At 72.8% G+C, this 22,149-nt stretch carries 17 protein-coding genes; 3 read left to right on the top strand and 14 right to left on the bottom strand.

The window, feature by feature from the left end; genetic code table 11:
• Positions 1 to 74 precede the first annotated feature (74 nt).
• From infB to rimP, 4 genes are all read right to left on the bottom strand, one after another.
• Entirely contained in the window at positions 75 to 3,224 is a 3,150-nt protein-coding gene (gene infB, locus ACFXG1_RS18835) for a translation initiation factor IF-2 (protein WP_384743676.1), read from the bottom strand.
• Between the two features lie 147 nt (positions 3,225 to 3,371).
• Positions 3,372 to 3,668 (bottom strand): YlxR family protein, encoded by a 297-nt coding sequence (locus ACFXG1_RS18830; protein WP_384717876.1) that lies wholly within the window; start codon positions 3,666 to 3,668, stop codon positions 3,372 to 3,374.
• Between the two features lie 133 nt (positions 3,669 to 3,801).
• A complete protein-coding gene (gene nusA / locus ACFXG1_RS18825) occupies positions 3,802 to 4,815 on the bottom strand; it encodes a transcription termination factor NusA (RefSeq protein ID WP_384717874.1) in 1,014 nt (337 codons plus the stop codon).
• 2 nt (positions 4,816 to 4,817) lie between these two features.
• On the bottom strand, positions 4,818 to 5,315 hold the full coding sequence (rimP, locus tag ACFXG1_RS18820; RefSeq protein WP_384717872.1) for a ribosome maturation factor RimP: 498 nt from the start codon (positions 5,313 to 5,315) through the stop codon (positions 4,818 to 4,820).
• Between the two features lie 259 nt (positions 5,316 to 5,574).
• Between rimP and ACFXG1_RS18815 the strand changes: the two genes are divergently transcribed.
• From ACFXG1_RS18815 to ACFXG1_RS18805, 3 genes are read left to right on the top strand one after another with little or no spacing between them, the layout of a single operon-like run.
• The gene (locus tag ACFXG1_RS18815; protein ID WP_384743672.1) at positions 5,575 to 6,051 is read left to right on the top strand and encodes a hypothetical protein; all 477 of its coding nucleotides are present in this window, start codon (positions 5,575 to 5,577) and stop codon (positions 6,049 to 6,051) included.
• Entirely contained in the window at positions 6,048 to 6,506 is a 459-nt protein-coding gene (locus tag ACFXG1_RS18810) for a ferritin-like domain-containing protein (RefSeq protein ID WP_384717869.1), read from the top strand. Before ACFXG1_RS18815 ends, ACFXG1_RS18810 begins: the two co-directional genes overlap by 4 nt.
• 17 nt (positions 6,507 to 6,523) lie before the next feature.
• Positions 6,524 to 7,432: an aminoglycoside phosphotransferase family protein gene (locus tag ACFXG1_RS18805; protein WP_384743669.1), complete on the top strand. Its 909-nt coding sequence runs from the start codon at positions 6,524 to 6,526 to the stop codon at positions 7,430 to 7,432.
• Between the two features lie 471 nt (positions 7,433 to 7,903).
• Here the strand turns inward: ACFXG1_RS18805 and ACFXG1_RS18800 are convergent, their stop codons facing one another.
• From ACFXG1_RS18800 to ACFXG1_RS18755, 10 genes are all read right to left on the bottom strand, one after another.
• The gene (locus tag ACFXG1_RS18800) at positions 7,904 to 9,601 is read right to left on the bottom strand and encodes a proline--tRNA ligase (protein ID WP_384743666.1); all 1,698 of its coding nucleotides are present in this window, start codon (positions 9,599 to 9,601) and stop codon (positions 7,904 to 7,906) included.
• 78 nt (positions 9,602 to 9,679) lie between these two features.
• Positions 9,680 to 10,249: a GNAT family N-acetyltransferase gene (locus ACFXG1_RS18795; protein ID WP_384712816.1), complete on the bottom strand. Its 570-nt coding sequence runs from the start codon at positions 10,247 to 10,249 to the stop codon at positions 9,680 to 9,682.
• An 85-nt stretch (positions 10,250 to 10,334) separates the two neighbouring features.
• Complete coding sequence (locus ACFXG1_RS18790) at positions 10,335 to 11,180, bottom strand: GNAT family N-acetyltransferase (protein WP_384712813.1); 846 nt, start codon at positions 11,178 to 11,180, stop codon at positions 10,335 to 10,337.
• A 249-nt stretch (positions 11,181 to 11,429) separates the two neighbouring features.
• Positions 11,430 to 12,587 (bottom strand): flavodoxin-dependent (E)-4-hydroxy-3-methylbut-2-enyl-diphosphate synthase, encoded by a 1,158-nt coding sequence (gene ispG / locus ACFXG1_RS18785; protein ID WP_384712810.1) that lies wholly within the window; start codon positions 12,585 to 12,587, stop codon positions 11,430 to 11,432.
• 177 nt (positions 12,588 to 12,764) lie between these two features.
• On the bottom strand, positions 12,765 to 14,066 hold the full coding sequence (locus ACFXG1_RS18780; protein WP_384712807.1) for a M50 family metallopeptidase: 1,302 nt from the start codon (positions 14,064 to 14,066) through the stop codon (positions 12,765 to 12,767).
• Entirely contained in the window at positions 14,063 to 15,319 is a 1,257-nt protein-coding gene (dxr, locus tag ACFXG1_RS18775) for a 1-deoxy-D-xylulose-5-phosphate reductoisomerase (protein WP_384712804.1), read from the bottom strand. Before dxr ends, ACFXG1_RS18780 begins: the two co-directional genes overlap by 4 nt.
• 157 nt (positions 15,320 to 15,476) lie before the next feature.
• A complete protein-coding gene (locus ACFXG1_RS18770) occupies positions 15,477 to 17,426 on the bottom strand; it encodes an acyl-CoA dehydrogenase family protein (protein ID WP_384712801.1) in 1,950 nt (649 codons plus the stop codon).
• Positions 17,427 to 17,685: 259 nt separating this feature from the next.
• A complete protein-coding gene (locus ACFXG1_RS18765) occupies positions 17,686 to 19,131 on the bottom strand; it encodes an aldehyde dehydrogenase family protein (RefSeq protein WP_384718526.1) in 1,446 nt (481 codons plus the stop codon).
• A 215-nt stretch (positions 19,132 to 19,346) separates the two neighbouring features.
• Positions 19,347 to 20,321 (bottom strand): EamA family transporter, encoded by a 975-nt coding sequence (locus ACFXG1_RS18760; protein ID WP_384718528.1) that lies wholly within the window; start codon positions 20,319 to 20,321, stop codon positions 19,347 to 19,349.
• 152 nt (positions 20,322 to 20,473) lie between these two features.
• On the bottom strand, positions 20,474 to 22,057 hold the full coding sequence (locus ACFXG1_RS18755; protein ID WP_384718530.1) for a PucR family transcriptional regulator: 1,584 nt from the start codon (positions 22,055 to 22,057) through the stop codon (positions 20,474 to 20,476).
• Positions 22,058 to 22,149: the final 92 nt, after the last annotated feature.

Genomic DNA, 22,149 nt, shown 5'->3' with positions numbered 1-22,149 from the left:
CCCTACCCCGCCGGGCCGGGGCCCCCCCGCCGTAAATATACTTCCGTCGACCGGCCCCGGCCGACCGCACGGCATCAGCCGCGCGGCTTCTCGCGCATCTCGTACGTCGCGATGACGTCGTCGATCTTGATGTCGTTGAAGTTGCCGAGGTTGATACCGCCCTCGAAGCCTTCGCGGATCTCGGTGACGTCGTCCTTGAAGCGGCGCAGACCCTCGATGTTGAGGTTCTCGGCGACCACCTTGCCGTCGCGGATGAGACGGGCCTTGGTGTTCCGCTTGACCTCGCCGGAGCGGATGAGAACACCCGCGATGTTGCCCAGCTTGGACGAGCGGAAGACCTCGCGGATCTCCGCCGTGCCCAGCTCGACCTCTTCGTACTCCGGCTTGAGCATGCCCTTGAGGGCCGCCTCGATCTCCTCGATGGCCTGGTAGATCACCGAGTAGTACCGGACGTCGACGCCCTCGCGCTCGGCCATCTGCGAGGCCCGGCCGGCCGCGCGGACGTTGAAGCCGATGACGATCGCGTCGGAGCCCATGGCCAGGTCGATGTCCGACTCGGTCACGGCACCGACACCGCGGTGCAGCACCCGGATGTCGACTTCCTCGCCGACGTCCAGCTGGAGCAGCGACGACTCCAGCGCCTCCACCGATCCGGACGCGTCGCCCTTGATGATCAGGTTGAGCTGCTGGATCTCGCCCGCCTTGAGGACCTTGTCGAGGTCCTCCAGCGACACGCGGCGTACCCGCTTGGCGAACGCGGCGTTGCGCTCACGGGCGGCGCGCTTCTCGGCGATCTGGCGGGCGGTGCGGTCCTCGTCGACGACGAGGAAGTTGTCGCCCGCGCCCGGGACGTTGGTGAGGCCGAGGACGAGGACCGGGGTCGAAGGACCGGCCTCCGCCACGTTCTCGCCCTTGTCGTCGAGCATGGCGCGCACCCGGCCGTAGGCGTCGCCCACGACCATCGTGTCGCCGATACGGAGCGTTCCGCGCTGGACCAGGACGGTCGAGACGGCGCCGCGACCGCGGTCGAGGTGCGACTCGATCGCGATGCCCTGCGCGTCCTGGTCCGGGTTGGCCCGGAGGTCGAGGGACGCGTCGGCGGTGAGGACGACGGCCTCCAGCAGCTCCTCGATGTGGAGGCCCTGCTTGGCGGAGATGTCGACGAACATGGTGTCGCCGCCGTACTCCTCGGCCACCAGACCGAACTCGGTGAGCTGACCGCGCACCTTGGTCGGGTCGGCGCCCTCGACGTCGATCTTGTTCACCGCGACCACGATCGGCACATCGGCCGCCTTGGCGTGGTTGAGCGCCTCGATCGTCTGGGGCATCACACCGTCGTTGGCCGCCACCACGAGGATCGCGATGTCGGTCGACTTGGCACCACGGGCACGCATGGCGGTGAACGCCTCGTGACCCGGGGTGTCGATGAAGGTGATCCTGCGGTCCTCGCCGTTGACCTCGGTCGCGACCTGGTAGGCACCGATGTGCTGGGTGATGCCACCGGCCTCGCCCGCGACCACGTTGGTCTTGCGGATCGCGTCGAGCAGTCGGGTCTTTCCGTGGTCGACGTGACCCATGACGGTGACGACCGGCGGACGGGAGACCAGGGACTCCTCGCCGCCCTCGTCCTCGCCGAACTCGATGTCGAAGGACTCCAGCAGCTCGCGGTCCTCCTCCTCCGGGCTGACGATCTGAACCGTGTAGTTCATCTCGCCGCCGAGGAGCTGGAGGGTCTCGTCGGAGACCGACTGCGTGGCCGTGACCATCTCGCCGAGGTTCATCATGACCGCGACCAGGGACGCCGGGTTGGCGTTGATCTTCTCCGCGAAGTCGGTGAGGGACGCACCGCGCGACAGGCGAATGGTCTCGCCGCCGCCGCGGGGCAGCATCACGCCGCCGACCGACGGGGCCTGCATGGCCTCGTACTCCTGGCGCCTCTGCCGCTTCGACTTGCGGCCACGGCGAGCCGGGCCGCCGGGACGGCCGAAGGCGCCCTGTGTGCCACCACGGCCACCGGGGCCGCCGGGACGGCCACCGAAGCCGGGACGACCGCCGAAGCCGCCGCCACCGCCGCCGGGGCCACCGCCGCCGGGACGACCGGCGAAGCCGCCGCCGCCACCGGGACGACCGCCGCCACCGCCACCGCCGGGACGGCCGGCGAAGCCGCCGCCACCGCCACCGGGACGACCAGCACCGGCACCGCCGGGACGACCGCCGCCGGGACCGCCGGGACGACCGCCACCGCCGCCGGGACCCGGACGGGGGCCCGCGGCCGGACGCTGCGGCATCATGCCCGGGTTCGGGCGGTTGCCCGCGGGACCGCCGCCGGGGCGGGGAGCCTGCGGACGCGGCATCGCGCCGGGCGTGGGACGGGCACCGCCCTGGCCCTGCGGACGCGGGGCGCCGCCGGGGCCGCCCTGCGGGCGGGGAGCGCCACCGGGCGCGGGGGCACCGCCGGGACGGGCGCCGCCGGGACGGGGCGCCTGCGGGCGCGCCATTCCGGTGGAGCCGCCGGAGGTGAAGGGGTTGTTGCCCGGACGGGGACCGGCCGGACGGCTGCCGCCGGGGCGCGGGGCGCCCTGGCCGGACGCGGGACGTCCGGGGCGGTCGCCGCCGCGTCCGCCGTCACGTCCACCGTCGCGTCCGCCGTCACGCTGACCGCCGGACTGGCCGGGGCGGGCGCCGGGACGCGGGCCGGGAGCTCCCGGCCGCGGACCGGACTGGCCGGACGGAACGGGCTGACCCGACGGGGCGGGCTGCGCGGACGGCTGCGCCGGGGCCGGGGCGGAGAACTCCGCCGCGGGGACGGGCGCGACCGGCCGGGCCGCGGGCTTCGGTCCCGGGCGCGGGCCCGGGGCCGCCGGGGCGGCCGGAGACGCGGTGGTGTCGGGGGCCTCGGCGGCGGCCGGCTTGGGGGCCGGGGCGCCGGGCTTGGGGGCACCCGGACGGGGCGCGGCCTGCGAGGGCGCGCCGGGGGTGGGGCCGCCCGGACGGGGCGCGGCGGGGGTGGGCGCGGCCTTGCGGGGCGCGCCGGGCTTCGCAGCGGTCTTACCGGCACCCGAGCCGGACCCCTGCAACGCGTCAGTCAACTTGCGCACAACCGGCGCCTCGATCGTCGAGGACGCCGAACGGACGAATTCACCGAGTTCCTGGAGCTTGGCCATGACGACCTTGCTCTCAACTCCGAACTCCTTGGCGAGTTCGTATACCCGGACCTTAGCCACTTCGCTCCTTTTAGGTCCGGTTACCGCCGGACCGTCGCTACTTCATGGGCGTACTCATCGCGTACTCATCGAGTGCTCATCGCAATCTCGACCTACTTCCGACTCGCGAGGTACCTGACCGCACGGGGTCCCGTGCCGTACTTCTTCTTACACATCCTGCTCCGCCGCCCGTTCCGTCTCCGATACGCGAAGGCGCAGTCCGGCCGTGTCGAGCGGTCCCCCGACCCGGAAGGCCCGGAGGAACGCCCGGCGTCGTACCGCCAGATCGAGACAGACCACAGCGGGGTGTACGTACGCACCCCGGCCGGGCAGCGTACCGCGATCATCGGGGACGCATTCGTCCCCGATCCTCACGATGCGCAGCAGATCACTTTTGGCCGCCCGCTTGCGGCAACCCACACACGTGCGCTCTGGGCATACGCCGTCACGCGTCCGGCCAGACACGGCTAAGTCTACCTCCCCGTAGCGACCTCACCCCTTTGGGGCAAAAATCGAACACTCATCTGTCTTGATCGGCTACGACGGGTGGCCGTGCGACCCGGTGAACGCGCCCGGCGCACGCGGCGCGCGCGCCGGGTCAGCGGGCGTTCGGCTCCCCGGACGCGTCGCCGGTCTGCTCGGTGTCGGGACGGATGTCGATCCGCCAGCCGGTGAGCCGGGCGGCGAGGCGGGCGTTCTGGCCCTCCTTGCCGATGGCCAGGGACAGCTGGTAGTCGGGGACGGTGACCCGCGCCGAGCGCGCGCCCAGGTCCACGATCTCCACCTTGCTGACCCGGGCCGGGGAGAGCGCGTTCGCCACCATCTCGGCCGGGTCGTCCGACCAGTCGACGATGTCGATCTTCTCGCCGAGCAGTTCGGCCATCACATTGCGCACCCGGCCGCCCATCGGGCCGATGCAGGCGCCCTTGGCGTTCAGCCCCGGCCGGACCGAGCGGACCGCGATCTTGGTGCGATGACCGGCTTCCCGGGCGATCGCGGAGATCTCCACACTGCCGTCCGCGATCTCCGGGACCTCCAGCGCGAAGAGCTTCTTCACCAGATTGGGGTGGGTACGCGACAGGGTGACGGAGGGACCCCGTACCCCCTTGGCCACCCGGACGACATAGGTGCGCAGCCGCAGTCCGTGGGTGTACTGCTCGCCGGGGACCTGCTCCTGCACCGGCAGGATGGCCTCCAGCTTGTCGTCCAGCTTGACCAGGACGTTCTTCGGGTCCTTGCCCTGCTGCACCTGGCCGGAGACGATATCGCCCTCACGGCGGGCGTACTCGCCGAACGTGACGTCGTTCTCGGCGTCCCGCAGCCGCTGCTGGATGACCTGGCGGGCGGTGGTGGCGGCGATCCGGCCGAAGTCGGTGGGGGTGTCGTCGAAGTCCTTGGGCTCCTGCCCCTCCGGCACGTCCGACGGGTCCTCCTTGGCCCAGACGGTCACATGGCCGGTGTCGCGGCTGAGCACCACCCGGGCGTGCCGGCGGCTGTCCGGAGTGCGGTGGTACGCGATGAGGAGGGCCGACTCGATCGCCTCGACCAGCAGGTCGAACGGAATCTCCTTCTCCTGTGCCAAGCCCTTCAGGAGTTTTACGTCGATGTCCACGGCTACGCCTCCTCTTCCTTCTTGTCCTTGCGGTTGAACTCGATCTCGACACGCGCCTTCTCGATCTCGCCGAAGGCGATCCGGCGGGCGGTCGGCTTGCGCCCCTTCACCCCGGGGACCTCCGTGTCCAGCCCCTCCTCGTCGACGACGAGCACCCGGGCGGCGAGGTCGCCGCCGTCGTGCAGCCGGAACCTCACCAGCCGGCCGGTGGCGCGGACGTAGTGGCGGAGCTGGGTCAGGGGGCGGTCGGCACCGGGGGAGCCCACTTCGAGGGTGTACTCCTCGTCGCCCATCACATCGGACTCGTCGAGCCGGACGGAGATCTCACGGCTCAGCTCGGCACAGGCGTCGAGGGTGAGGCCCTCGTCGGAGTCCACGACGATCACCAGCTGGCGGCGGCGGCCCGCACGGGATACCTCGATCCCTTCCAGATCCAGTCCCGCGGCGCTGACGAGCGGTTCCAGCAGCCCGCGCAGCCTCTCGCTCTGGGTGGTGCTCATCCGGGTGACTCCTCGGCCGCGTGTGCTGTTGTGGGTCCGTCGCGTCCGTGTCGGGTGCCGTCACGGATGGTCGCGTGTCAGATCAAAGGGTATCCGGTCCGGAAGGGTGTTGCCGTCCATCGCGGGGGCCGCCGCGGGTACGCTCGCCTGCGGCGATGATCATGACGAAGCCGCCCGCCGAACGAGGGAGAGACGCGTGAGACCCCCGGGTACGACGAGACGGCGTGCGCTCGCTGTGACGGGCGCGGCAGCGGGTGCGGTGGCGACAGGGGCGCTCACCGGCTGTTCGGGTGAGCCGTCGGAGACCGGCGGGCGCGACCGGGCGCGAGGTGCGCAGGGGGCGCGCGAACAGGCGAACGCGCCGGACGCACGGCTGCGGAAACGGTTGGCCTCGTCCGGCGGGGTCCTGCGGGACCGCTACGACGCGGTGCTCGCCGCGCATCCGGCGCTGGCGGCCCGGCTCACGGACCTCAGGACCGCGACGGCGGCCCACGTCACGGCCCTCGGCGGCGCCGCGCCCGGCGCCGCCGGGACCGCGCCCGCGGTCCCGGCCGACCCCGCGCGGGCGCTGGCGGAGCTGGCCGCCGCGGAACGCCGGTCCTCCGCCGCGTACACCGCAGCCCTGGAGGGCGCGGGCCCCGAGCTGGCCCGGCTGCTGGCCTCCGTCGCCGCGGCCGGCGCGGCCCACGCCTATCTACTCTCCCGGCCCACAGGCGACCCGGGGACGGGCCGATGAGCGGGGGCGGCCGGGAGCCGCTGACCGCCCTCCAGGCGGCGCTCTCCGCCGAGCACGCGGCCGTGTACGGCTACGGGGTCGTCGGCGCCCGCGTCGCCGCGGGCCGGCGGGCCGAGGCGCGGGAGGCGTTCACCGCCCACCGGGCCCGCCGGGACGTCCTGATCCGGGCGGTACGCGACCTGGGCGCGGCCCCCCTCGCCGCCGCGCCGGGTTACGCGCTCCCGTTCCCCGTACCGGACGCGGCGGCGGCTGTCCGGCTCGCCGCGCATCTGGAGGACCGGGTCGCGGGCGCCTGCTCCGATCTCGTCCGGGCCGCGCGGGGGCCGCAGCGTACGGAAGCCGCGGCGGCGCTGCGGGAGGCGGCGGTGCGGTCCGTCCGCTGGCGGGGCACCGGCGTAGCCTTTCCTGGGCTCGCCGAGCGGTCGGCGACGACCGGCCGACCGGCCGACCAGTGAGAGGAAGTCGCGTAGGCATGGATTTCGAAGCGCCCCGGCGTCTGGTGCGGGCGCTCGCCGAGGACGGCCGCGCGCGGGAGGACGGGCCCTGGCTCGACGAGTTGCCGAAGCTCCTGGCTGCGGCGGTCGACCGGCGGGGCCTGGAGGTGGAGCGGGTGGTGGCACCCGGGGGCCGCGGCAGCCTCGTCGTCCTCGTACGCCTCCCCGACGGCACCCCGGCCGCGCTGAAACTGGCACCGCCGTCGGCCGGGCCCGCCCTGGAGCTGGCGGCGCTGGAGCGCTGGGACGGTTTCGGCGCGGTCCGCGCGCTGGGCCCGGTGGACGGGCCCGGGGCCGGTCTGCTGCTGGAGCGGCTCCACCCCGAGGTGTCCGTACGGTCCCTGCCCGAGGCGAAGGCCGTCCTGGAGGCGGCGGGCACGCTCCGCAGGCTCTGGGTCGAACCGCCCGCGGACCACGGCTACGGCTCCGTCGCGGACCGTACGGCCGCGGCGGCCGCACGGCTGCGGGCGGGCGCTGACGGTGATGTCGTGGCACCGCTCGCCGCGGCGGCGCTGGAGGTACGGGACGGGCTGCTGGCGGACGCCCCGGACGAGGCTTATCTGCTGCACGGCTGCTTCCACCAGGGCAAGGTCCTGGCGGGCGACCGGACGCCGTGGCTGGCGGTCGGGCCGGCGCCGCTGGTGGGCGAGCGCGCCTACGACCTGGCGCGGCTCGCCCGGGACCGCGTGGAGGACCTGGTCGCGGTCTCCGCGGGCGCGACGACCGGACGACGGCGGGTGGCCCGGCTCGCGGACTCCCTGGACGTCGACCCGGAGCGGGTACGGGGCTGGACGCTGTTCCGCGCGGTCGCATCGGCGGTCTACGCCCTCGACGCCGCCCGCCCGCACTCGGCGGAACCCCTCCTGGAGTTCGCCTCCTGGCTGTAGCCCCAGCCGGGCGCCCGACCCCCCGCCTTGGCCACCCGTGGCCGGGGCCAGGACCGGACGCGTCCGGCGCCCTCATCTAGTTTTCGGCCCGCGGCCCGGTGGTGGGCTTGTCGCGCAGTTCCTCGCGCCCCTGGATGCCCATGTGATCGCCCCCGCAGAGGCATCGCCCTCCGGGCGGGGCTTGCTCAAGACATCTCCGGCGGACCGGGCCCCTAAAAGATCTCGGGCTCGCCGGTCATGTCCGTCGTCGTGCGGAGGGTGGATCCGGGGTGGCCCCCGCAGCCGTCGGCGGGATGCAGCGGTCAGCGCCGCCAAGGCCCCGAGTTCCGCCGACGGCGAGGAGGTGACCCCGGAGTCGCCCGACCTACCCGCGCCGCACAGGCAACCCGCAGGGTCCTGGAGCAACGCCCAGCCGACAAGAAACACCAAGCCCCCGCGCCCGAAACCCCCTGGCCCCCCAGCGGGAGGCGGTCAGGCGGTCAGGCGGGCGATCGCCTCCGCGAGCGGCAGCTCCTCCCGCTCCCCCGTGCGGCGGTCCTTCAGTTCCACGACACCCTCGCCCACGCGCCGCCCCGCGACCAGGATCTTCGGGACCCCGATCAGCTCCGCGTCGGTGAACTTGACGCCCGGCGAGACCCCGGCGCGCTCGTCGACGAGGACCCGCAGGCCCGCCGCCGCGAGCTGGTCGGCCGCAGCGAGGGCGAACTCGATCTGCGCGGCCTTGCCCGCGGCCACCACGTGGACGTCGGCGGGGGCGATCTCGGCGGGCCAGCACAGGCCCTGCTCGTCGGCGGTCTGCTCGGCGAGGGCGGCCACGGCGCGGGAGACCCCGATGCCGTACGAGCCCATGGTGACCCGCTCCGGCTTGCCGTTGCGGCCGAGGACGTCGAGCTGGAAGGCGTCGGCGTACTTGCGGCCGAGCTGGAAGATGTGCCCGATCTCGATGGCGCGGTCCAGCTTGAGGCCGGTACCGCACTTGGGGCAGGGGTCGCCGTCCTCGACGACGACCACGTCCACGTACTCGTCGATCTCGAAGTCGCGGCCGGCGACGACGTTGCGGGCGTGGAAGCCCTGCTTGTTGGCGCCGGTGATCCACGCGGTGCCAGCGGCGACGCGCGGGTCGGCGAGGTAGCGGACCTTGTCGAGGCCCTGCGGGCCGACGTAGCCGCGGACCAGGTCGGGGCGGCCGGTGAAGTCGTCGGCGGTGACGAGTTCGACCTCGGCCGGGGCGAGGTGCTCGGACAGCTTGCCGAGGTCGACCTCGCGGTCGCCGGGGACGCCGACGGCGACGATCTCGCCGTCGACCTTGACGAGGAGGTTCTTCAGAGTGGCGGCGGCGGGGACCCCGAGGTGCGCGGCGAGGGTCTCGATGGTCGGGGTGTCGGGGGTGTCCAGCTCCTCGACGCCCGGGTGCTCCACGGAGCCGGCGGCGGGGGCGGTGAAGGTGACGGCCTCGGTGTTGGCGGCGTAGTCGCAGGCGGGGCAGTCGACGAAGGTGTCCTCACCGGCCGCGGCGGGCGCCAGGAACTCCTCGGACGCGGAGCCGCCCATGGCGCCGGAGACGGCGGAGACGATCCGGTGGTCGAGACCGAGCCGCCGGAAGATCTTGATGTACGCCTCGCGGTGCAGCGCGTACGACTCGGCCAGGCCCTCGTCGGTGGTGTCGAAGGAGTACGAGTCCTTCATCAGGAACTCGCGGCTGCGCAGGATGCCCGACCGGGGGCGCGCCTCGTCGCGGTACTTCGTCTGGACCTGGTAGAGGATCACCGGCAGGTCCTTGTAGGACGTGCACTGGTCCTTGACCAGCAGGGTGAAGATCTCCTCGTGCGTGGGCCCGAGCAGGTAGTCGCCGCCCTTGCGGTCCTTCAGGCGGAAGAGCTCGGCGCCGTACTCGGACCAGCGGCCACTGGCCTCGTAGGGCTCCCTCGGCAGCAGGGCCGGCAGGGATACCTCCTGGGCGCCGACGGCGTCCATTTCCTCGCGAACGACCCGGGCGATGTTGTCGAGGACGGTCTTGCCCAGGGGCAGCCAGGACCAGATCCCGGCCGCGTTCCGCCGGACGTAACCGGCGCGGACCAGGAGTTTATGGCTGAGGGTCTCCGCGTCGGCCGGGTCGTCGCGCAGTGTCTTGACCATCAGGCGGGACATGCGCTGGACCTGGGCTGTCATGGAAATCTCCTGCGTGAACGACCTGCGTGAAGAAGGTGATGTGCAGGAGGTTAGCCGGGGTGCGGGGGCGGACGGTAATCAGTCGCCCCGCGACAGCGGCAGCACCGCGCCCATCACGGCGTACGGACTGGGCGCGCTCGGGAAGACGACGCGGCGCGCGAGGTCGTGGTAGCCGAGGCTCCGGTACAGCTCACGGGCCGGGGATTCGGTGTCGACGGCGGAGAGGATGGAGCGGGGTTCGGCGGCGGCGTCGGTGATCGTGGTGATGAGCCGGCGGCCGATGCCGCGCCCCTGGAAACGGGGGTGGACATGGAGTTCGGTGATCACGAACGCGTCGTCGAGCCAGCCGACGCCGCCGTTGCGGCGCAGATACGGTTCGACGACGGTGGACCACCAGTGGGAGCGGTTGTTGGGCATCCCGTAGACGAAGCCGACGAGCCGCCCGGTGTCGGTGAGGGCGGCCAGGGCGCGGGCGCCGGGCTGGCGCAGATGGCGCTGGACGATCGGGCGGCGTACCTCGATCTCCGCGTGGGTGAGACCGAAGGCGAGGGACTGCACCATGAGGGCCTCGTCGAGGCGGGCGGCGAGGTCGACCGGTCCGACGGTGACGACGGGAAAGTGCGGGACGCCTCCGAGGTCTGATGCCATGCGCGCACCTTAACCGGCCGTCACGGACGGCGGGCCGCCGCGGGGCCCGGCCGCGCCCCGCGCCGGAGGACGCGTCGCGGCGCGTTCAGAACAGGACGCTCATGAAGGCCCCCACCTCGCGGAAGCCGACGCGCCGGTAGGCGGCCCTGGCGGGGGTGTTGTAGTCGTTGACGTACAGGCTGACGACGGGGGCGACGTCGGCGAGGGCGTAGCGCAGGACGGCCGCCATCCCGGTCTCGGAGAGTCCCCGGCCGCGATACTCGGGATCGACCCAGACCCCCTGGATCTGGCAGGCCTGGGTGGTGGCGGCTCCGATCTCGGCCTTGAAGACGACCCGGCCGTCCTCGACGCGGGCGAAGGAGCGGCCCGAGCCGACCAGTTCGGCGACCCGGGCCTGGTAGAGGAGGCCGCCGTCGCCGGCGAGCGGGGAGATCCCGACCTCCTCGGTGAACATGGCCACGCAGGCGGGCATGATCACCTCCATCTCGTCCTTGCGGACGCGGCGGACGTACGGATCGGGCTCGATGTCGCCCGCGGGGCTCTCGGTCACCATCAGGGGCTGGCGGGGGCGGATGTCGCGGGCGGGGCCCCAGCCGGGTTCGAGGAGCCGCCACAGCTGGGCGGTGGGTCCGGCGGGGCCGACGATGGAGGAGCAGCGGCGGCCGGTGCGCCGGGCGCGGTCGGCGAAGGCGCGGACGGCTTCGGGGGTGGCGCAGACGGGGACGAGGTTGGCGCCGGAGTAGCAGAGGGAGCGGAGCCGTCCTTCGGTGTACCAGCCCCACATCTCGCCGCCGAGCCGCCAGGGGTCGAGCCCCGCGATCTGGACCCGGGAGGTGACAAAAGCATTCTCCACGGGCTCGCTCTCGAGGACTGCCAGCGCCGCTCCGAGGTCGCCGGGCTCGAGGACCCGGGTGGTGGTCTGCGTCAACACGAAGGGGCCTCACCGTACGGTCTGCTGATCTCCGCACTGTACCCGCCGGGTGGGCCGGGTGCCGAGCGCACGAACGGGCCCCGCGGGCACTGACGCCTGCGGAGCCCGCCGACGGGGGCCGTTGCCGTGGTACGGGGCCGTGGCCCCGGTCCCGTACGGCTCGGGCCCCGGTCGAAGGCGCCTCGCAGGCCCCTCGCAGGCCCCGGTCAGGGGCCCCTCAGGGCCCCGGGTCGGGGCCCCCGGCCGGCGTCACGCGCCGATCGACACCGACGGCTCGCCCGAGGGCACGCCGTCCTTCTCCATCTGCTCGGCGATCTTCATGGCCTCTTCGATGAGGGTCTCCACGATCTTCGACTCGGGGACGGTCTTGATGACCTCGCCCTTGACGAAGATCTGGCCCTTGCCGTTGCCGGAGGCGACTCCGAGGTCGGCCTCGCGGGCCTCGCCGGGGCCGTTGACGACACAGCCCATGACGGCGACGCGCAGCGGTACCTCCATGCCGTCGAGTCCGGCGGTCACCTCGTCGGCGAGCTTGTAGACGTCGACCTGGGCGCGACCGCAGGAGGGGCAGGAGACGATCTCCAGCCGGCGCTGCCGCAGATTGAGGGCTTCGAGGATCTGGATGCCGACCTTGACCTCTTCGACGGGCGGGGCGGAGAGGGAGACCCGGATGGTGTCGCCGATGCCCTCGCTCAGCAGGGCGCCGAAGGCGACGGCGGACTTGATGGTGCCCTGGAACGCCGGTCCGGCCTCGGTGACGCCGAGGTGGAGCGGGTAGTCGCTCTGGGCGGCCAGCTGCCGGTAGGCGTTGACCATGATCACGGGGTCGTTGTGCTTGACGGAGATCTTGATGTCGCCGAAGCCGTGTTCCTCGAAGAGCGACGCCTCCCAGAGCGCGGACTCGACCAGCGCCTCGGGGGTGGCCTTGCCGTACTTCTCGAGCAGTCGCCGGTCGAGGGATCCGGCGTTGACGCCGATCCGGATCGGGGTGCCGGTGGCCCCGGCGGCCTGGGCGATCTCCTTGACCTTGTCGTCGAACTGCTTGATGTTGCCCGGGTTGACGCGGACCGCCGCGCAGCCCGCGTCGATCGCGGCGAAGACGTACTTCGGCTGGAAGTGGATGTCGGCAATGACCGGGATCTGCGACTTCCGGGCGATCGTGGCGAGCGCGTCGGCGTCGTCCTGGGTCGGGCAGGCGACCCGGACGATCTGGCAGCCGGACGCGGTCAGCTCCGCGATCTGCTGCAGGGTGGCGCCGATGTCGGACGTCCTGGTGGTGGTCATGGACTGGACCGATACGGGTGCGTCACCGCCCACGGCAACCGATCCGACCTGGATCTTCCGGCTGACGCGGCGGTCGGAGAGCTTGGTGGGAACAGAAGGCATACCGAGAGAAATCGCGGTCATCAGCAGTGCAACCCCATGGTGTGGACGTGGCCCCGAGGTACGGCGGGCTCAGGCCATCGAGGTTACGGCACGGGTGTCGGGCCGAGCACATCGCGCGCGCGAACCGCCCGAAGGTGACGGCGACCGAGCGCCTGTACGCCCGGTCGCCGTGGCCGGTTTTCGGTGGTCAACCGCCGATCAGGTGATTTTGACCGGATTGACGATGTCGGCGACCAGAACCAGCAGGGTGAAGCAGATGAAGACGCCCGCGACGACATAGGCGACGGGCATCAGTTTGGCCACGTCGAAGGGGCCGGGGTCGGGCCGGCGGAAGATCCGGGCGACGTTGCGGCGCAGGGACTCCCACAGGGCTCCGGCGATATGCCCGCCGTCCAGGGGCAGCAGCGGCAGCATATTGAAGAGGAAGAGGGAGAGGTTGAAGCCGGCGAGCAGCATCAGGAACATCGCGAAGAGGTTCTGCGCGGGTGCGTCGAGGGTCATCACCTCACCGCTGATCCGGGCCGCGCCGACCACGCCGACCGGGGAGTCGTCGGCCCGTTCGGCGTCCCCGAAGGCGGCGTTCCACAGGTCGGGGACCTTGGAGGGCAGGGCGATGATCGACTCCACCCCGTTCTCGATCATGCCGCCCATGCGGTCCACGGAGTCGACGAAGGAGAGCGGGAGGATCTCCGTACTGGCGGCGAAGCCGAGGTATCCGGCCGGGATGTACTCGCCGGGGACGACCTCCCCGTCGGCGTCCTTCTTGGCGACCATGTTCTCGCGCAGGGTCGCGTTCAGGACGATTTCCCGGCCGTCGCGGTCGACGGTGATGGTGGCCGGCCCGATGGTGTCGCGGATCCGGTCGGAGAGGGTGGCCCAGTTCTTGACCGGCTCGCCGTTGAAGGCGGTGATGGTGTCCCCGGCCTGCAGCCCGGCGGCCCGGGCGGGCGAGACGGGGTCGGAGGGGGCGCAGGTGTCACGGTTGGCGCTCTGCGAGATCACACACTTCTGCACCCCGGCGACCTGGGTCGTCTGGGTGGAGAAGCCGAAGCCCATCGCGACCCCGAGGAAGATCGCGACGGCGAGGATCAGGTTCATGAAGGGCCCGGCGAACATCACGATCACGCGCTTCCACGGCTTGCGCGTGTAGAACAGCCGGGTCTCGTCGCCGGGACGCAGTTCCTCGTAGGCGGCGGTCCTGGCGTCCTCGATCATGCCTCGCCAGGGGGAGGTGGAACGGGCCTCGATCCGGCCGTCGGCGCCGGGCGGGAACATCCCGATCATCCGGATGTAGCCGCCCATCGGGACGGCCTTGATGCCGTACTCCGTCTCGCCCTTCTTCCGGGACCACAGGGTGGGGCCGAAGCCGACCATGTACTGCGGTACCCGGATGCCGAAGAGTTTGGCCGTCGACAGATGGCCGAGTTCGTGCCAGGCGATGGAGAACAGCAGGCCGACGGCGAACATCACGATGCCCAGAACCGTCAACAACATCGTCATGCGCGTGCCTCCGCCGTGGCCTTCGCCGCCAGTTCCCGGGCCCTGGAGCGGGCCCAGCCCTCCGCTTCGAGGACGTCCTCGACCGTGAGCCGGGTTCCCCGGCCGGGGGTCCCGTGTTCGGTGACGACTTCCGTGACCGTATCCATGATTCCGTTGAACGGCAGCCGGCCGGCGAGAAACGCGTCGACGCACTCCTCGTTGGCGGCGTTGAAGACGGCGGGGGCGGTGCCGCCCGCCTCACCGACATGGCGGGCGAGCCCGACGGAGGGGAACGCCTCGGTGTCGAGGGGGAAGAACTCCCAGGTGGACGCCTTGCTCCAGTCGAAGGCCGGGGCGGCGTCCGGGACCCGCGCGGGCCAGCCGACGCCGATGGCGATGGGGCCGCGCATATCGGGCGGGGTGGCCTGGGCGAGGGTGGAGCCGTCCGTGAACTCGACCATGGAGTGGACGTACGACTGGGGGTGGACGACGACCTCGATACGGTCGAACGGGATGTCGTACAGCAGATGTGCCTCGATCACCTCCAGGCCCTTGTTGACCAGGGTGGCGCTGTTGACGGTGATCACCGGTCCCATGGCCCAGGTGGGGTGGGCGAGGGCGTCGGCGGGGGTGACGGCCGCCAGTTCCTCGCGGGTACGGCCCCGGAAGGGGCCGCCGGAGGCGGTGACGACGAGCTTGCGCACATCGGCGCGGTTCCCGGCGGCCAGCGCCTGGAAGAGCGCGGCGTGCTCGGAGTCCACGGGGATGATCTGGCCGGGCCGGGCCAGCTCCTTGACCAGTGGTCCGCCGACGATGAGGGATTCCTTGTTGGCGAGGGCGAGGGTGCGTCCCGCCGTCAGCGCGGCCAGGGTCGGCGCGAGCCCGATGGACCCCGTGATGCCGTTGAGCACGGTGTGGCAGTCGGAGGCGGCGAGCTGGGCGGCGGCGGTGGGCCCGGCGAGGATCTCGGGCCGCCGGTCCGCGCCGTACTCGGCGGCGAGCGCCTCGCGCAGGGCCGGTACGGCGTCCTCACGGGAGACCGCGACGGCCTTCACCCGCAGCCGCCTGGCCTGCTCGGCGAGGAGTCCGGGCCGGCCGCCCGCCGCGGAGAGCGCGGTGACGCGGAACCGGTCGGGATTGCGCAGGACGAGATCGACGGCCTGGGTGCCGATGGATCCCGTGGCACCGAGGACGACGAGGTCCCGGGGGCCGGTGCCCGATTCGGGCGCGAAGACGGTGTGCGGGTCCGCGAGGGGGGATGGGCTGTCGCTCATCCCCCCATTGTGTCGCCAACCGCTGTGTACCGGTGAGGCCCGGGTCGGCCTCGGGCGCGGCGGGGCCCGTACCGGGGTCGTACCGGCCCCGTACCGCCGGTGTACCGGGCCCGAACCTCCCGTGTACCGGCCCCGTATCGCTGTCGTACCGGTCGGGTCAGGGGATCGGTCGGTGGACGTTCTCCCGGCGGGACGGGCCGGGGGTGGCGTCCGCGATCCACGGGGCGTCGCCGCTGGGGTCGACCACGCCCTCCTCCAGCCAGGTGTACGCCCCCGAGAGCACCCGCTCGACGACCTTGCGGTCGATGTCGTCGGTATTGGTCCAGAGCCGGTCGAACAGCTCCTCGACCCGGATCCGGGACTGCCGGCAGAAGGCGTCGGCGAGCTGGTACGCCTCCCTGCCGTGCCCGTCGCCCTCGCCGCGCAGCAGTTCGGCGCGGACGCACGCGGCGCTCATCGCGAACAGTTCGGCGCCGATGTCGACGATCCGGCCGAGGAAGCCCTGCTTGGTCTCCATCCGGCCCTGCCAGCGGGCCATACCGAGGAAGGTGGCGCGGGCCAGCCTGCGGGAGGCGCGTTCCACGTACCGCAGATGGGTCGCGAGGTCGCGGTGGCCCGAGGGATGGAATTCCTGGTACGAGGTGGGGAGCCGGCCGGGACCCGCGACCAGCTTGGGCAGCCAGCGGGCGTAGAAGGCCCCCGCGTGCGCCCCCGCCCGCGCCTTGTCGCCGAGGGATTTGTCGGGGTCGATCAGATCCCCGGCCACCTTCAGATGGGCGTCGACGGCCTCCCGGGCGATCAGCAGATGCATGATCTCCGTGGAGCCCTCGAAGATCCGGTTGATCCGCAGATCGCGCAGCAGCTGTTCGGCGGCGACGGCCCGCTCGCCGCGGGCGGCCAGCGACTCGGCGGTCTCGAAGCCCCGGCCGCCGCGGATCTGGACCAGTTCATCGGCGATCAGACAGGCCATCTCGGAGCCGTAGAGCTTGGCGAGCGCGGCCTCGATCCGGATGTCGTTGCGGTCCTCGTCGGCCATCTGGGAGGCGAGGTCGACGACGGCTTCGAGGGCGAAGGTGGTGGCGGCGATGAAGGAGATCTTCGCGCCGACGGCCTCGTGGCGGGCGACGGGCCTGCCCCACTGCTCCCGGACGGCCGACCATTCGCGGGCGATCTTCAGACACCACTTGCCCGCGCCGACGCACATCGCGGGCAGCGAAAGACGGCCGGTGTTGAGGGTCGTGAGGGCGATCTTCAGACCGGCGCCCTCGGCCCCGATCCGGTGGGTCGCGGGCACCCGGACGCGGTGGAAGCGGGTGACGCCGTTCTCCAGTCCGCGCAGGCCCATGAAGGCGTTGCGGTGCTCGACCGTGATGCCGTCGCTCGCCGCCTCGACGACGAAGGCGGTGATCCCGCCGGGGTGGCCTTCCGACTCAGGCACCCGGGCCATGACGACGAGGAGATCGGCGACGACGCCGTTGGTCGTCCACAGCTTCACCCCGTCGAGGACGTAGTCGTCGCCCTCGGGTACGGCGGTGGTGGCCAGCCGCGCCGGGTCGGAGCCCACATCCGGCTCGGTGAGCAGGAAGGCCGAGATGTCGTGGCGGGCCAGCCGGGGCAGGAACTCGTCCTTCTGCTCCCGGGTGCCGAAGATCTTCAGCGGCTGCGGTACGCCGATGGACTGGTGGGCCGAGAGCAGCGCGCCGATCGCCGGGCTCGCGGAGCCGATCAGGGCGAGCGCCTTGTTGTAGTAGACCTGGGTGAGGCCGAGGCCGCCGTACTTGCGGTCGATCTTCATCCCGAGGGCGCCCAGCTCCCGCAGCCCGTCGATCACCTCGTCGGGGATCCTGGCCTCCCGTTCGATCAGCGCGCCGTCGATCGACGACTCGCAGAAGGCGCGCACCTTGGACAGGAACTCCTCGCCGCGCCTGGCGTCCTCGCCGGACGGCAGGGGGTGGGGGTGGATGAGGTCGAGCCGGAACCGTCCGAGGAACAGCTCCTTGGCGAAGCTGGGCTTGCGCCAGTCCTGCTCGCGCGCGGCCTCGGCGACCTGCCGGGCCTCGCGCTCGGTGACCTTGGGGGGCCGGTTCTTCTCCAGTGGTGCGGTCATGAGGTCCACCTCGCCGCGGATCGGTTGCGGGCGTCTGGGTCGTGGCTGCACGGCGCCCGTCTCCGGGCGCGGCCGGGCACGGTTCGTACTACCGGCCGGTGCTACTCACTCGTACCCCTTCGTACTACCCGATGCCCGGCGCCCGCACCATCCCTCCGGACCCGGTGGAGGTACCGCCGCGGATGTGGACCGGAAACACACGGCGGCCGGAGCCCCCGCACAGCAGGGCTCCGGCCGCCGGGCCTCGGTACCGGGTGGGTCAGAGGGCAAGACCGGTGAGGACGAGGACGCGCTCGTAGGTGTAGTCGGCCATGGCGTACGCGACGCCCTCGCGTCCGACTCCGGACTGCTTGGCACCGCCGTACGGCATCTGGTCGGCGCGGTACGAGGGGACGTCGCCGATGATCACGCCGCCGACCTCCAGCGCGCGGTGGGCGCGGAAGGCGGTCTGCACATCATGGGTGAAGACGCCCGCCTGGAGGCCGTACGGGGAGTCGTTGACGGCGTCGAAAGCGGCTTGCTCGCCGTCGGCGCGGGCGACGGTGAGGACCGGCCCGAAGACCTCCTCGCAGGAGATCGTGGTGCCGGCCGGGACGTCGGCGAGCACGGTCGGCGCGTAGGTGGCGCCGTCGCGCTTGCCGCCGGTCAGCAGGGCGGCACCGGCGGCGACGGCCTCGTCGACCCAGGACTCGACGCGTCGTGCGGCGTCCTCGCTGACCAGCGGGCCGACGTCGGTGGCGTCGTCCGAGGGGTCACCGGTGACCTGGGCCTCGACGGCGGCGACGATCCTGGGGAGGAGCCGGTCGTAGACGGAGGCGTCCGCGATGACCCGCTGGACGGAGATGCAGGACTGGCCGCCCTGGTAGTTGGAGAAGGTGGCGATACGGCTCGCGGCCCAGTCGAGGTCGGCGTCGGACGACCAGTCGGCGAGGACGACGGCCGCGCCGTTGCCGCCCAGCTCCAGGGTGGTGTGCTTCCGGGGCACCGAGTCCATGATCGCGTAACCGACCGGTCCCGATCCGGTGAAGGAGATCACCGGCAGCCGCTCGTCCCGCACCAGGGCGGGCATCCGGTCGTTGGGGACGGTCAGCACGGACCAGGAACCGGCCGGGAGGTCGGTCTCGGCCAGCAGCTCGCCCAGGACGAGGGAGGAGATCGGGGTGGCCGGGGCGGGCTTGAGGATGATCGGCGCGCCCACGGCGATGGCGGGGGCGACCTTGTGGGCGCTGAGGTTCAGCGGGAAGTTGAACGGCGCGATGCCCAGGACGACGCCCTTGGGGACGCGCCGGGTGAGCGCGAGCCGCCCGACGCCGCCGGCGTCGGTGTCCAGCCGCTGCGCCTCGCCGCCGTTGAACCGGCGGGCCTCCTCGGCGGCGAACCGGAATACGGAGACGGCCCGGCCGACCTCGCCGCGGGCCCACTTGATCGGCTTGCCGTTCTCGGCCGAGATCAGCCGCGCGATCTCCTCGGTGCGCTCGGCGAGCCGGCGCGAGACGTGGTCGAGCGCGGCGGCCCGGACGTGTGCGGGGGTCGCGGCGAACTCGTCCCGTACCGCGTGGGCGGCGGCGACGGCTTCCTCGACCTGCGCCTCGGTCGGTACGGAGACCGTGCCGACGAGCCGTCCGTCCCACGAGTTGTGGACGTCGAACGAGGTCTCACCGGTGGCCTGGCGGCCGGCGAGCCAGAAGGCGTGGGTGGAGGTCATGTCCCGGCCCTTCCGAGGTAGGAGATGGGGTGTGCGGTTGGTGACCCCACGGTAGGTCCGAAGGGGGGCGAGGTCGTTTGTCCGGGGTGGAGTGGTCGCCGCCGGGGACGCGACACTTCGGCGCTTCGGGGCTTGAGCGTTTGGGCGCTTGAGCGCTTCGGGGCTTCGGCGCTTCGGGGCGTCTCCGTTGGGTACGTCTCCGGCGGCGCGGAGGGTCAGCCGCGCCGCTCGGTGCTGACGATCAGACAGACGGCGGCCACGACGATGCCGCCGCCGAGCAGGATCGGCCAGGTCACGGGCTCGCTGAGGAACATCGCGCCGAGGAAGACGGCGACGACGGGGTTGACGTAGGCGTAGGTCGCCACGAGGGAGAGCGGGGCGGAGTGCAGCAGCCAGGCGTAGGCGGTGAAGGCGACGAGCGACCCGAAGACGATCAGATAGGCGAGGGCGACCCAGGAGCGGGTGGAGACCTCGCCGGCGGAGAACCCGATGTGCTCGCTCCGGCCGAGTCCGACGAGGGCGCAGCCGATACCGCCCGCGACCATCTCGTAGGCGCTGGCCGCGAAGGGGTTCCGGGGCATCGGGAGCCGGGACGAGAAGAACGACCCGACGGACCAGCTGACGGTCGCGGCGATCACGATCAGGACGCCCCAGAGCCGGACGTCGCCGCTGAGGCCGGGCAGGGTGAGGACGGCGAGCCCGGCGAGCCCGATGGCCACACCGGCGTACGCCCGGCCGCCCGGCCGCTCGCCGAAGCCCCGGCGCAGGACGACGACCCAGGCGGGCACGATGGCGACCAGCAGGGCGGCGAGGCCCGAGGGGATGGCGGTCTCGGCGAGGACGACGAGGCTGTTGCCGCCGAGCAGCAGGAGCAGTCCTATGAGCACGGCGGAGCCGAGTTCGGCCCTGGTGACCTTGAGGGCGGCCGGGCCGGCGCGCCAGGCGACGATCGCGCCCAGCAGCAGTCCGGCGACGGCGAACCTGGCCCCGGCCGACAGGAACGGCGGCATGGTCTCGACGGCGACGGCGATCCCGAGGTAGGTCGACCCCCAGACGACGTACACGATGGCGAGCGCGCCCCATACGGCCCCGCTGATCCGCCGCCGGGACGCGGCGGGCACGAGCGGTTCGAGGCCGGTGGTGGTGGGCGTGGCCGCCGGCGACGGGGAGGCGGGCGCGGGTCTGGTCATCGAGGTCCTTCACGGGCACCGGAACGGAGTCCGGCCGACCACCACGGGCCGGCCGTCAGCAACGAACAGGACTGTAGGTACTGACGCCCGCCGTTGCCAAGATGTTTGCCCGCGATCGGTCCCGCCCGGCGGTCACCGTCCCCCGACGAGCCCTACGGCTGCTCCGCCTTCAGCGCCAGCCACAGCTCCATCCGGACGTCCGGATCGTCGAGGGAGCGGCCGAGGATCTCCTCGACGCGCCGCATCCGGTAGCGGAGCGTGTGCCGGTGTACGCCCAGGTCCGCGGCGGCCGCGTCCCACTGCCCGTGCCGGGAGAGCCAGGCCCGCAGGGACTCCACGAGGTCGCCGCGCCCGGTGGCGTCGTGGGCGTACAGCGGGCGCAGCAGCCCGTCGGCGAAGGCACGGACCGCCTCGTCACCGAGGAGCGGCAGGACCGATCCGGCGACGACCTCGTCGTGTTCGATCAGGGCCCGGCCGCGCCGCCGGGCGACGGACAGCGCCTGTTCGGCCTGCCGGTACGCGGCCGGCGCGGCGGCGGGACCCGCGCCGGCGGCGGTGGCGGCGGACAGCCCGATCCGCAGCGGCCCCGGATCGGCGTCGGGGTCGGTGTGCGGACCGGCCCCGGTGGCGTAGGCGTCACGGCAGGCGGCCACCACCGCTCCCCCGTCGGCGGCCAGGACCACCAGCCGCCCGTCCTCCTCCGGTACGGCGAGTACCGGCTCGCCCGCCCGCGCGGCGGCCGATTCCAGCGTCTCGGTCAGGGCCCGCCGGGAGTCGTCGTCGCCCCCGGGCGGCCCCGCGGCGATCAGCAGCCGGTAGGGGCTGTCCAGAAGGGCCCCGTAGAGGTCGCCCGCGACGGTACGGGCGTGGTCGGCCTCGCCCGCCAGCAGCATCCGCAGCACGGCCGCGCCGATCCGCTGCTCGGCCCGCTGGAGGGAGCGGGAGCGCTCGGTGGCGAGGGTGAGGAGGGCGACGGCGGAGTGGACGGCGTACCGCTCGGCGGTCCCGAGGGGGGCGGCGGTACCGACGGCGAGCGTGCCCCGTACCCGGCGGCCCGCGCCCAGGGACTGCAGTTCCACCCGGTCGTCGCCGGTGCCGGTGTCCGCGACGACGGCGCTCGCGGGCGCGGAGCCCTCCCGCAGCCGCTCCACCTCGGCGGTGTACCGGACGGCCCGCCGCGCCGCCCAGTCCGGGGAGACGGCGACGACGGCGCCGGAGGCGTCGTACAGGGCCGCCCAGCCGTCGACGTACCCGGCGAGCCGGGCGACGATCCCGGCGGAGCCCTCGGCGAGCGCGGCCCGCGTCAGTTCCCGCTGGGCGGCGAAGCCCGCCGTCACGGCCCGGTACTGGTCGGCGGCGATGGCGGCGGAGACGGCCTTGCTGATGGCCAGGAAGGGCGTTCTGCGCGGCACGGCCAGCAGGGGGAAGTCCGCGTCCCGGGCCGCGGCCAGCAGCGCGTCGGGCACGTCGTCGTGGTGCACTCCGACGGCGAATCCGAGCCCGACCACCCCGGCGTCCGCGAGCCGCCGTACATAGCGCCGCATGGCCTCCGGGTCGTGTACGTCGAGGGTGATGGCCGTGACGAGCAGCAGTTCGCCGCCCTCCAGATACGGCACGGGGTCGGCCAGCTCGCTGACGTGCGCCCACCGCACCTCCCGCCCCAGCCGGTCCTCCCCCGCCCGCACGGTGAGCTTGAGGGCGGAGTGCTGGACGAGCGTGGCGAGCGTGGGGGGCATGCGGGGCCCTTCGAGTGGGGGGCGCCGGCGGTGATATCGGTGCCGTACGGACATCGGTGCCGTACGACGACCGGCGATACGCCGTCGCGTAT

Origin of the sequence: Streptomyces sp. NPDC059248 (genome assembly GCF_042753905.1) — a bacterium.
GTDB lineage: Bacteria > Actinomycetota > Actinomycetes > Streptomycetales > Streptomycetaceae > Streptomyces.
Note: the sequence above shows the minus strand (reverse complement) of the source record. Positions and strands in the feature narration are given on the sequence as shown.